Source organism: Limnoraphis robusta CS-951 (assembly GCF_000972705.2).
In genome coordinates this window covers 1-11,665 of the sequence record NZ_LATL02000139.1, presented here as the reverse complement: position 1 = coordinate 11,665, position 11,665 = coordinate 1, and the positions used below count along the sequence as shown (strand labels likewise).

Sequence of the window (11,665 nt, the reverse complement as noted above, 5' to 3'; positions counted from 1 at the left end):
TGTAGGGGCGGGTTCTACCAGATCTTTACTACTACTGAGAGATTGAGATCAACCCGCCCCTCCCCCATAACACGCATTAATTAATCGGAGTTTAACCCTTTTTATCTTTCTATCTTTAGATAGAGTGATCTGCCAAACCTTCTCGCTAAAGTCGAAAACCCAGATGGGGTAAGGTTCTCTCCCCTTAGCAGTATTTCCTCCCACACTTCTATGCTTGTTGCTTAGAATGGAAAAAGTGCAAACGAGAGGTAAGTACATATGCTTAAATTAACGGATATCCGGATCGGAATTATCCGAACATTAGAAGCATTTAGCAGCCATTTACAAAGCCGACAAGCTAATCTCATGCGGTTTTTATCGGTTTCGTTGCTAACGTTCATTTTAACTGTCACCGGGATACCGACAGCGACAGCACAACTTCCGTTTATCCCCATCCCGACAGAAACCGTAACCGATAGCGAAGTCCCCATTTTCAATGCGTTAAATAAACCCTTCAACTGCGCTAACCTCCAGTTGTGTAGTAATGTTTGGATGACTGGAAATTTCAAACCCATTCTGACCATTGCTTCACCCGCCGCCACTGTAGAACAACAAAATATCAGTTTACCTGTTGATTTGCGAGCCAGACAAATTCAGCGAAAACTCAACCTCATTCAAGAAGAAGCCCTGCGTCGTGCTAGATCCAATCAATCTAATCCAGATATTTCATTAAATAAAAGTAACACTTCAGCGAAGAAGATTATCCTTGAACAAAGTCGAGAAACTCAAATTGGTAAAACCCTCACCTCTCCATCTAAGAGGAACGAGGAGAATCTTCACCCAGCTACCCCTGAAATTGAAGTTGCTCTAGAAAATAACATTCCTGTGATTTTTATACCTTCTCAAGAGGGATTTTTGAAACAAACGCTCTTGAGTGTGCAAGAATGGGATGTTATTCCCAATCAAGCTTTGTTAGTGCCGAATGATATCAAACAGCAAGAACAAATTAGACAATGGCGTGAACAAATTTCTGAGAGTAATCCCAATCTATCCTACAGGAAGACAGAAGCATTTGTTTTAGCCAGAATTTGGAAAAATAAAATTCGGCAACAGTTAAGTAATTCCTTAAAAGAACAAGGAAGTATCCTCGAAAATCCTTTATTCTTTGTCAAGACTTTTTCGCCCACCTTCGCTGTTGTTTTGCTCCTGAGTTTTATCTTCTTTTGGCTGAAAAAACAAGTTAAAGCTAGACGCCGTAAACTTCAAAAAACATTAGAAAATCTAGAAAAATCAGTCGCCGTTGAACCCGATACAACATCTGAGGAGTTAGCTGCTAAAGCCGCCCAAGCAGAAGAAGCCATCAACGCAGCCAAAAATACAGATTCTCATCAGAGCGATCAAAAACCTGCACGTTCTTCTAAGTATCACAATAATAGCAGTGATTTAGCTGATATCCCCTTTGATTTAGTTGCTTCAGGAGTAGAGTCCCTTTGGCGGTATATCACGCAAAACTCTCTCAAACAACAAAGTATTCTCAAGCAGCAAATTAACTTAATGCTGTTATTTGAAAACATTTCACTCTGGATACAAGTCATTATCTGGGGCGTGGGTATAGCAGTTATAATGTTCTTCTATGCTCCCACTCGAGTTTATGCCGGATTACTCGCGACTAGCCCCATTTGGATTGCTTTAATTTGGATTTTCTTCAGCATTGCTGACAAAGTTGTTGATTTCTTTATTGACTTCCTTCTCAGTCGTTGGGCGACAGAAGCACAACAAACTTCATCGACTCCTCAACGCTATACAATGCGGGTAAAAACCTATTCTGCTGCGCTGTCTCAAATGACTACTGTTATTGCTTATGGATTAGCAACGATTCTCTCTTTATCGGTGTTAGGTCTTTCAACACAAGGACTCGCCAGCGCTGGAATTATCACGCTGATTGCCACCTATATTTTTCAACCTCACATTACCAATATTATTCGCGGTTGTTTGATTCTTTTAACGGATCAATTTGCAGTGGGTGATGTGATTGTTGTTGGCAGTGTTGCAGGTTTTGTGGAAAAAATGAATCTCTACATGACTCATCTACGAGGTGATGAAGGGCGTTTAATTTCTATTCCCAATGGGAATATTGATATTGTTCAAAACCTCACCAAAGAATGGTCACGAGTTGACTTCAAAATTGAGATTGCTTACGATGCTGATGTCAAACACGCCTTAGAAGTGATTCATCAAGTTGCAGAAGAAATGCGTTGTGAACCGCNAAATGAATCTCTACATGACTCATCTACGAGGTGATGAAGGGCGTTTAATTTCTATTCCCAATGGGAATATTGATATTGTTCAAAACCTCACCAAAGAATGGTCACGAGTTGACTTCAAAATTGAGATTGCTTACGATGCTGATGTCAAACACGCCTTAGAAGTGATTCATCAAGTTGCAGAAGAAATGCGTTGTGAACCGCAATGGCAGGATTTAATTCTAGAACCTGCTTCTATTTTAGGGGTAGATGGAATTACGCACAATGGGATTTTAATTCAAGTTTGGATTAAAACTCAACCCATTCAACAATGGGCGGTTGGACGAGAATTTCGCCTCAGAATTAAGTTAGCTTTTGATCGCGAAGGAATTGCCATTGGAATGCCTCAACGTCTTCTTTGGCATCACGAGGAAGAGAGTTCTCATAATGATGGTAATGGTCATCACTCCCAACTGCGAAGTTCCTCTAAAAATAACGACAATTAGTTGTAGGGGCGGGTTCTGAGTTAACCTTGAATTCTAACAGAAAACTGTTCTAAACCCGCCCCCTCCTCAGAATAAGGGGCGGGTTTATGTAACTTGTTTCTAGGAAAACATAAATTAGGTCGGAACCCGCCCCTACAAATTCGCGCCTTCTTCTGACTTCGGGGCGGGTTCTGTAATCATGTCTGTTACCCACAAAATAACCTAAATAAACTCGCCCCCTCCTCAGAATAAGGGGCGGGTTTATTTAAGTTGTTTCTAGGAAAACATAAATTAAGTCGGAACCCGCCCCTACAAATTCGCGCCTTCTTCTGACTCCGGGGCGGGTTTATTTAACTTGTTTCTAGGAAAACATAAATTAAGTCGGAACCCGCCCCTACAAAACTGATTACTGTTCCCTCTATTTTTTACCCATTTCGATAAAATCAAATAAATGATGAGCCAATTTTAACTTACTACATCCCCCAATATCTATCTGCTTTCCTGCCCGATTAATTAATGTCGCTATATTCGTATCACTGCCAAACCCCGCATTAGCTTGATCAACCGGATTTGCAACAATAATATCTAAATTCTTCGCTTCTAATTTTCGCAAGGCAGGCGTTAAAATATCCCCCGTTTGTGCCGCAAATCCCACTAAAAATTGAGGGGGTTGCTTTATTTTACCCAATTCTGCTAAAATGTCTGTACATTGCTTTAATGGGAGAACTGTGGGTAAATCCTGTTTAGCAAGCTTCTCCTCGTGGTATTCCCCAGGCTGAACATCCCCCACAGCCGCCACCATCACGGTAATATCCGCTTCGGGGAAACGCTGCAACATCGCTTGATACATCTGTTCAGCGCTCGTCACACTGACTAATTCTACATCCGGCAACTGGGCGACTAACTCCGTATTCATCGGCGCGTGTACCAACGTTACCGTCGCCCCTCGATGAACTGCCGCTTCAGCAACCGCCAACCCCATTTTACCCGTTGAAGGGTTGCCAATAAACCTCACCGGATCTAGATGTTCTCGGGTGCCTCCTGCACTCACTAACACCCGCTTTCCGAGTAAATCGCGTTTTCCCCCAGTATGCAGCAACGACTCAAGATGAGCGAGAATTTGCTTCGGTTCCGCCATGCGTCCTGAGCCAATTTCCCAGCCTTCGCTTTCATTTAAAGGAAGATCACAAGCCAATATCCCAGAAGCCGGACTAATACCGTGAAAACGCTGATCGCTGAGAACCTGTTGCCAATTGTGCTGAACAATATTCTGCTTCCACATCTGACGGTTCATCGCCGGAACCAACAACACCGGACAACTCGATGCCAAGAGTGTATTTGTTAATAGATTATCCGCCATTCCTGTGGCAATTTTTGCTAACGTATTTGCCGTTAAAGGCGCAATCACCAATAATTCCGCCCATTCTCCTAACTGAATATGTAGCGGACGCCCATGAGTCGGTTGCCAAAAATCTGCATCGGTGTAGGCTTGATGACGAGAAAGCGTTGCTAAAGTTAAAGGCGTAATAAATTGTTGGGCTGAGTCGGTTAAAATCGCTCGAACTTCCGCTCCCGCTTTCGCCAAAGTAGAAATCACCTCACAAATTTTATAAGCCGCAATTCCCCCACTCACTGCGATTAAAATTCGTTTTTCAAACAGAGAAGGTAAAATAGGTTTCATCTTCTATCTTAAAAACATAAAAGCTAAAATACTTATAGAAGTTTAGAAGTTCAGGAGTTCCGAATTCCGTTTTAACTTTTAACTTTTAACTTTTGACTTCTGCCTTCTTGCTTCTGCAAGATTGCCTATTCCCTCTTGCCTTCTTCAATTAAAATAGGGTTACAGCCCATGCTGTGAACCCCGTATTAATCCCATTGCAGATCATCTTGAAAGATGATTACGCCTCGTCGTATGTCTCCATATCGAGTAGATAGAGATAAGGTTCAGCTAACTCTGGACGCTGAAATGCGATCGCTCGTAGCAAATGCCAATCATTGAGCCCATCAAATGGATTACCATAGTCATCAGTTTCCAAACGTGCAGCCAACTCTGCAACATCTTCCACAGTCAGAGTGGAAATTTGGGGTGAGGATCGAGTCAACGTTTCCATCTGTAGCCACCTCCGGTAAATCGCATTTGCTTTGAGCCTTTGTGTGGGTAAATCTCACATCAGACTCCCTTTTTATAGTGTAAGGTTTTAAGCCGATTTCGACATCACCTCCACAACAAAACTTCGTATTAAACTTAAAACTTCCGGACGAATTTCGTGAGCCATATCGAATTCGTGATACTGTATATCTGCTCCGAGTTCCTGAAAACGATCTCTAGCTCTGATAGCAGCAGTCAACGGCACAACTCGATCCAGGCGACCATGTACAATTAACATCGGAGGGAAAGAACCACTCACAGGTTCCGGTGAAAAATGCAGATAGCCACTCAACACAATTAATCCCGCCAAGCCTAACTCTCGCCCCACATCCATCGTCATCGCCCCCCCTTGCGAAAAACCGCCTAAAATTGTCCGACTCGCAGGAATACCTGTGGTGGCTTCTAGGGAGGTTAACCAGTCGATCAGGGTTTGGCGACTTTGATCGAGTCCTTTGTATTCCTGGGTTTCTAGGCTATACCAAGCCCGTCCAAGCGGAACTTGTGGATGGGGAAAGGGTGCGTCGGGGAAGATAAACTGATATTGGGTTAGTCTCAGCAAAGGCGTTAACGAAGCTAAATCTTCTGCATTCGCACCCCAACCATGCAGAAATACAATTAAACCTTCGGGGTTGTTGGTTTCCGCAGAAATCGTAATGGTATTTAAGTTCATGAATATTGATTGATTACACTCTAGGCGTTCACGCTATATTGTTCCTGGTTTTACTCAAATTGGCAAAGCGAGTGATTAGAAAACTACAATAAACCGTCCCGTTGTAACTCCTCAATAATCTGTAACCCACGCGGATCACCGACTCGCAATAACGAAGATTTTGCATCTTCTCGCACGCCCATATCTTGATCTTCTTCTAAGGCTTCAATTAAGCCATCGATCGCCCCTGCATAGACGACATTAGAAGGCATTTCTCGACACAACTGACCTAACGCCCAAGCACAATTACTGCGAACCGCCGCCACTTCATCCCGGATCAGTCCTTCAATTACAGGTGGAACTGCCCGCACGACAACATCATACCCGACTTTTGCCATTTGACCCAAAGAACTAGCGGCCCACAACCGCACCGCCGGAATATCGGTTTTTAACGCATCCACCAACGGAATTAAAGCCCGTTGATCCTGACAATTTCCCAACGCCCAAACNTACTGGACAACATTAGACGGCCATACGCGGCACAGCTGGCCTAACGCCCAATCACAATTACTGCGAACCGCCGCCACTTCATCCCGGATCAGTCCTTCAATTACAGGTGGAACTGCCCGCACGACAACATCATACCCGACTTTTGCCATTTGACCCAAAGAACTAGCGGCCCACAACCGCACCGCCGGAATATCGGTTTTTAACGCATCCACCAACGGAATTAAAGCCCGTTGATCCTGACAATTTCCCAACGCCCAAACAACCCCTTTGCGAACATAACCATTCCAGTCTTGTTCAAGTTGTTTGATCAACGGTTCTACTGCTTCTGGACTGGGGTTTCGTCCCAAGGCATAAGCTGCACTGACTCGAATTAAGGGACAGGCTTCTGCCAACAAATCAATTAACGGCTTAACAGCCCGCCTGTCTTGAATCTCACAAAATGCCCGTGCTGCAATCATTCGGCGTTGCGGTTCCGGTGATTCGAGTAACGGCAACATCTCCTCTGGATCGGGTTGGGGAGTTTCTGATGTCTCCAGATGATCCAGTGGGCTTTCCCATGCTTGCGGGCTATGAATTACACTTAACTCATCATCCTCCATAGCATTAATTTACAGCATCAGGGTGACATCTTAGCAGGCGATCGCAGATTTGTTTCATGTTTCGAGATTGGATAAGGACTTATACATAGAAATGGACTGAGTTTGATAGCCAAGTTTCTGATAAAGATTCAGTGCAGGTTGATTGTGGGAGAAAACTTGCAAGCTAATCTGCTGATCACCTCGTTGTTTTGCCCAGTTTTCTGCATGATTCATCAAAGCTGAACCTATCCTACGACGTCGGTGGTCAGGATGAACATACAGTAGAAAAATATGAGCAATGCGTTCACCCTGTAACTGATCAATGGCATTTCCCATCCATAAACAAGCAATCGGAGAAATCGGTTGTAAAGGGGGAAAAGGACTGTTTGTTTCCAGAGAATATTCTTCGCCTGCAACTTCTACCCACCACAGAGGCGTTTGATTGCTAAAATACTGCTCAATGGTATCCGCTAAATGGCTAAAGTTGCGCTCTGGATGAAGTTCTCGATAGGTGCGGTTCATAAACTTCAACAGCAACGCCCGATCCAAACGAGAACCCAAACGTAATCGATAACCCGGAATTGACCAATCAGACACGAATATTACTGAGAAAAACTTGAGCTTGTTCACCCGTCGGACTGACTTCTCCAATGGGTGCAGGTGCAGCTAGATCCCCGGGTAAAAAAATACGCGCACTCACCGCAACCAGAGCCAATAGAAAAATTAAAACGACAATCAAGGGTGCAATATATTGACGAAAAATAGCCATAGGATTTTCAACTTCAGCTAGAAAATTCCAATCTAATTGTAATCTATTTTGTGTCTAGATTTCTACTGATAATCTTCGAGATCTTCGTCATCGAGTCCTGGCCTGGGCATGGGTAACACTCGGCTTTTACTCAATTGACGCAAAGCCACGCCGCCCCCAACCGTCAAAATGAGACAAACCCAACCGAACGTTTCTTGCAACAACAAAAAACCACCAACCGTCAATAAGGCTCCTAATAATAATACAATAGCCGCGATCGCTTTTTGTAAATCCCGCCCCAAATCTTGAACCGGAGTTAACCCGGTTTTCAGGCGTTGTTGTTTCCATCCCGGCCCACCGGGTCTGACAAGCCGATAAAATGTTTCTAAAGTTTCTTCTGATTCCGGTGAAGTCAACAGCAAAACCGTCACCCACAAAACAGTTACACAAGCGGTAATAAACATAATCCGCAAGCCAAAATCTTCGATCTTAAAAATGGGGACTAAACTCGTCGCCATTCCTACAAAAAAACTGGCTACAATTGCGGTTAATTCTGCTGCTGCATTAATTCGCCACCAAAACCACCGTAACATTAAAATTAATCCCGAACCCGTACCTATCGCAATCACCAACCGAAAAACCGTCGCAACATCCGTTGCTAAAAATGCCGCACCTGCCCCCAAAGCGGTGACTAAAACTGAAGACAACCTCCCCATGAAAACCAGTTGAGTTTGAGAGGCATCAGGTTTAATAAAACGTAGATAAAGGTCATTCGTAATAAAAGAAGCCCCCCAATTAATCGAAGTTGAAACCGTACTCATAAACGCCGCTAACAACGAAGCCACAACTAACCCTAAAATTCCCGGTGGCAGAAAATCCAGCATTAATTGGGGATAACCTAACTCTTTATCTTCTAAATTTGGATAAAGAACAATTGAAGCTAAGGCGACCAAAATCCAAGGCCAAGTTCTAATCACATAGTTCATAATATTAAACGTCCAGGCGGCTTTTTCGGCTTCTGCTTCCGTTTTTGCTGCTGCAAATCGTTGGACAAATTCACCGCCCCCATCACTGCGTCGCCATGACCACCATTGAATAAAAATATAAGCAAAAAAGGTACTTGCTGAAATTCCGGCTGTTTTGCTAAAGGCGAGAAATCCATTTTCACCGCCCACCGAAATCGGAAGTAAAGATAATATATCTTTGTCTGGAGAAGCGAGGGGAACTTTTATGACCAACTCCTGAATTCCGCCCACACTATTAACGGCAAAAAAGGCAACAATAATCGCACCCAATAAGGCTAGAAAAAACTGAAAGAAATCTGTGGTTACAACGCCCCAAAGACCCGCTAAACCAGCATAAAATAAAACAAAAATACTGACTCCAATTACACTTAAAAGTTTCAGATTAGTTTCTGTTGCGTCAATCCCCAAAGCTTGCCAAATATTTAATGCTTCTACGACTTTTACCATCGCTAACATGGCGTAACCAATGGCAATGCAATTAATCGGAACTGCAAAAATAAATGCTTTTACACCCCGTAAAATTGCCCCCATTTTACCACCATAACGTATTTCGGTTAATTCGGCATCGGTGAGAACTTCTGAACGTCGCCACATCCGGGCGAAAACGTACACCATAATGACGTGAGAAATGCCAAACGTCCACCATTCCCAGTTTCCTGCAATGCCTCGGTTGGCGACAATTCCAGTAATATAGAGAGGCGTATCAATTGAAAACGTTGTCGCCGCCATACTAATTCCGGCTAACCACCAGGGAAGCGATCGCCCGGAAACGAAAAAATCAGCGAGGCTTTTGGAACCTTTACGAGACAAATACAACCCCATCGCCATTGTTACGATGAGATACAGCAAGACAATTAACCAGTCAATCAGTTGCATGAAACCGGGCGCATGGTAAGATGAATCTAAGTCTTTCAGTTTACCCCTGAAAGTCCCTTTTGTAAAAGCTTTTCTGCTGAAAATTTTAAAGCCTACAGAAAGTATTATTTTTATCGGGTCTATTTTTTGAAGAAAAACNTTGCATGAAACCGGGCGCATGGTAAGATGAATCTAAGTCTTTCAGTTTACCCCTGAAAGTCCCTTTTGTAAAAGCTTTTCTGCTGAAAATTTTAAAGCCTACAGAAAGTATTATTTTTATCGGGTCTATTTTTTGAAGAAAAACTACTAAGACACAAGGACACAAAGAGCGAGCCTTTGTGTCGGAGAAGTGAATTTTTAAATTTAATCAAATGTTAGAATGTTTTGAAGAAAAACCACTAAGACACAAGGACACAAAGAGCGAGCCTTTGTGTCGGAGAAGTGAATTTTTAAATTTAATCAAATGTTAGAATGTGTCGAGGTGTGGTTTGACCATTGATTGAATAAACTGTAGGGGCGGGTTCAACAAAGATCTATGTCTCTCATAAAGAACCTGAATAAACCCGCCCTCAGAGGCTGAACCCCGATCACTAAGTTGATGATTTTAAACTTCCTGAAGGTCAATATAATTAATTTTACCCGGTTCAATTTTGTCAGGAAGATTAACGACTTTGTATCGAGTTCCTTTGGGAACTAAAACTTCACATTCAGCATACATAGCGGAAAAATTACAAATAGCCACACCCGAACGATTCCCTTTAACTCTCAGTACAACTGAATAGCAAGAACCTGAATAATTTTCAGCAACATTCAGACTAAACGTAAAGCTAGCCATCGCTTCTAAAGTATAACCTTCAGGCTGCTGGATCTTTTCTAGAAAAGTTTTAATCGACTTTTCAGTGAATGACATTCCTCGATAAATCTCACCCTGATAGCCTGACATTTTATTCATAAAAGTGTTGAGAAGTTCTATTCTCGCGTCTTTTATTCCTTGTTCTTCAGCGCGTCGAATTTTGCGATAATCTCCCGTTGTAAAATCACTAATCGCATTAAAAATTTTTTCGACTACAGGGGTATCAATTCCGGTTAAGCGAGTGACATCTTCTGGTGTCAAGGGTTCCAACGTTGATGTAAGTTTATTCATAGCCCAGCAAAAAAAATTTATAAACCTTAGAAGGGTGAAGTGGGAACTTTTCGTCTCACAGGTATAAGCTTGGCGGTGCTTCTTGACTCAAACTGAAATGAATTCCGGGGGGACAGTCAAGCTTCAAACCGGATGTACAGGCTTGCATCTCGGTTTTTTGTAGTCCCTATTACAATTTAAGCACCCTTTTCTGAAATTGCTAGGATAGAGTTACAGAAATTAAAATGAACCTATGATAAACTGAGTAACCCCCAAAAATACGGATATTCCCCCAAGCCCATCTTTAAAAGTTTTCCGGGGTTTATACCACAAAACCGCAAAAATTTCAAGAACTTGTTCGTTAAACAAAGTAACAAACCGTGAAGCGATAGCAGATAACTATTGGTGGAAATATCCNATTGCTAGGATAGAGTTACAGAAATTAAAATGAACCTATGATAAACTGAGTAACCCCCAAAAATACGGATATTCCCCCAAGCCCATCTTTAAAAGTTTTCCGGGGTTTATACCACAAAACCGCAAAAATTTCAAGAACTTGTTCGTTAAACAAAGTAACAAACCGTGAAGCGATAGCAGATAACTATTGGTGGAAATATCCTGGAAATCGATGTCAGGTCAACGCATTTTTCAGCCCAATCTCGGCCTAAGTAGCGAACATCCTTTTAAAATAAACAATGAGGGTACACTAACAAGAGGTCAACATCAGCAATGAGACTGTTACATACAATGCTGCGAGTCGGCAACCTAGAAGAATCTAAGAAGTTTTATTGTGATATTCTCGGAATGAAGCTCCTACGCCAGAAAGATTATCCGGGAGGAGAATTCACCCTAGCCTTCGTCGGTTATGGAGAGGAAGCCGATCAGGCTGTTATTGAGTTAACCTACAATTGGGGCGTAGATCATTACGAGATCGGGGATGGATACGGCCACATTGCTCTCGGAGTAGACGATATCTACACCACTTGTGAGCAAATTAAAGCATCAGGTGCTAAAGTAACCCGTGAACCCGGCCCGATGAAACATGGTTCTACCGTGATTGCCTTCGTACAAGATCCCGATGGCTATAAAATAGAACTAATTCAACTCGGTACCCAAGGAAGCAGCAGCGAGAAAGAAACCGCAACTGCTGCAAGTTAATCAAAAAACGTAGAAGTAGGAGAACGAACAGCAGCACACCTTAGAACAAGATTTTCCTGCTTCTACCCTAAAAGTGTCCGCTCAAATTCCCAACCCAAAATCTGAAACCGCAAGATGCAACCGACTGATGAGAGCAAATTTACAGAGAAAGCCTGGGACGCTA

The 11,665-nt window shown here is 42.8% G+C and carries 11 protein-coding genes and 1 pseudogene; 3 read left to right on the top strand and 9 right to left on the bottom strand.

All coding sequences use genetic code 11. The features are described from left to right. Positions 1-258: 258 nt before the first annotated feature. A pseudogene (locus WN50_RS37530) lies at positions 259-2,245 on the top strand (mechanosensitive ion channel family protein); the annotation flags it as partial. A gap of 3 nt (positions 2,246-2,248) precedes the next feature. Continuing rightward, entirely contained in the window at positions 2,249-2,728 is a 480-nt protein-coding gene (locus tag WN50_RS37525) for a mechanosensitive ion channel family protein (RefSeq protein ID WP_072075577.1), read from the top strand. A gap of 397 nt (positions 2,729-3,125) precedes the next feature. On the opposite strand, the gene coaBC is transcribed toward WN50_RS37525, so the two are convergent. From coaBC to WN50_RS12270, 9 genes are all read right to left on the bottom strand, one after another. Then, the gene (coaBC, locus tag WN50_RS12305) at positions 3,126-4,388 is read right to left on the bottom strand and encodes a bifunctional phosphopantothenoylcysteine decarboxylase/phosphopantothenate--cysteine ligase CoaBC (protein ID WP_046277047.1); all 1,263 of its coding nucleotides are present in this window, start codon (positions 4,386-4,388) and stop codon (positions 3,126-3,128) included. Positions 4,389-4,605: 217 nt separating this feature from the next. Then, positions 4,606-4,818 carry a protein IsiD gene (isiD, locus tag WN50_RS12300; RefSeq protein ID WP_046277048.1) on the bottom strand — a complete coding sequence of 71 codons (213 nt, stop codon included), beginning with the start codon at positions 4,816-4,818 and terminating at the stop codon, positions 4,606-4,608. A gap of 87 nt (positions 4,819-4,905) precedes the next feature. Beyond that, a complete protein-coding gene (locus WN50_RS12295; RefSeq protein ID WP_046277049.1) occupies positions 4,906-5,526 on the bottom strand; it encodes an alpha/beta hydrolase in 621 nt (206 codons plus the stop codon). A gap of 83 nt (positions 5,527-5,609) precedes the next feature. Next, positions 5,610-6,005: a HEAT repeat domain-containing protein gene (locus tag WN50_RS36155; protein ID WP_425354802.1), complete on the bottom strand. Its 396-nt coding sequence runs from the start codon at positions 6,003-6,005 to the stop codon at positions 5,610-5,612. A gap of 10 nt (positions 6,006-6,015) precedes the next feature. Next, the coding region (locus WN50_RS36150; protein WP_235440937.1) for a HEAT repeat domain-containing protein at positions 6,016-6,614 on the bottom strand (599 nt) is incomplete at its 3' end. Between the two features lie 54 nt (positions 6,615-6,668). Next, positions 6,669-7,190 (bottom strand): GNAT family N-acetyltransferase, encoded by a 522-nt coding sequence (locus WN50_RS12285; RefSeq protein ID WP_046277051.1) that lies wholly within the window; start codon positions 7,188-7,190, stop codon positions 6,669-6,671. Beyond that, complete coding sequence (locus tag WN50_RS12280; RefSeq protein WP_046277052.1) at positions 7,183-7,362, bottom strand: hypothetical protein; 180 nt, start codon at positions 7,360-7,362, stop codon at positions 7,183-7,185. Before WN50_RS12280 ends, WN50_RS12285 begins: the two co-directional genes overlap by 8 nt. A 62-nt stretch (positions 7,363-7,424) precedes the next feature. Beyond that, positions 7,425-9,242 (bottom strand): sodium:solute symporter family protein, encoded by a 1,818-nt coding sequence (locus WN50_RS12275; RefSeq protein ID WP_046277053.1) that lies wholly within the window; start codon positions 9,240-9,242, stop codon positions 7,425-7,427. Positions 9,243-9,825: 583 nt separating this feature from the next. Then, positions 9,826-10,365 (bottom strand): ADP-ribosyltransferase, encoded by a 540-nt coding sequence (locus tag WN50_RS12270; RefSeq protein WP_046277054.1) that lies wholly within the window; start codon positions 10,363-10,365, stop codon positions 9,826-9,828. A gap of 708 nt (positions 10,366-11,073) precedes the next feature. Between WN50_RS12270 and gloA the strand changes: the two genes are divergently transcribed. Next, positions 11,074-11,502, top strand: coding sequence for a lactoylglutathione lyase (gene gloA, locus WN50_RS12265; RefSeq protein WP_046277055.1), 429 nt, complete (start codon positions 11,074-11,076; stop codon positions 11,500-11,502). Positions 11,503-11,665: the final 163 nt, after the last annotated feature.

Excerpts from the sequence above, each read along its gene's own strand:
- WN50_RS37525 (WP_072075577.1), top strand. The coding sequence starts at position 2,249 with ATGAATCTCTACATGACTCATCTACGAGGTGATGAAGGGCGTTTAATT.
- coaBC (WP_046277047.1), bottom strand. The coding sequence starts at position 4,388 with ATGAAACCTATTTTACCTTCTCTGTTTGAAAAACGAATTTTAATCGCA.
- isiD (WP_046277048.1), bottom strand. The coding sequence starts at position 4,818 with ATGGAAACGTTGACTCGATCCTCACCCCAAATTTCCACTCTGACTGTG.
- WN50_RS12295 (WP_046277049.1), bottom strand. The coding sequence starts at position 5,526 with ATGAACTTAAATACCATTACGATTTCTGCGGAAACCAACAACCCCGAA.
- WN50_RS12280 (WP_046277052.1), bottom strand. The coding sequence starts at position 7,362 with ATGGCTATTTTTCGTCAATATATTGCACCCTTGATTGTCGTTTTAATT.
- WN50_RS12275 (WP_046277053.1), bottom strand. The coding sequence starts at position 9,242 with ATGCAACTGATTGACTGGTTAATTGTCTTGCTGTATCTCATCGTAACA.
- WN50_RS12270 (WP_046277054.1), bottom strand. The coding sequence starts at position 10,365 with ATGAATAAACTTACATCAACGTTGGAACCCTTGACACCAGAAGATGTC.
- gloA (WP_046277055.1), top strand. The coding sequence starts at position 11,074 with ATGAGACTGTTACATACAATGCTGCGAGTCGGCAACCTAGAAGAATCT.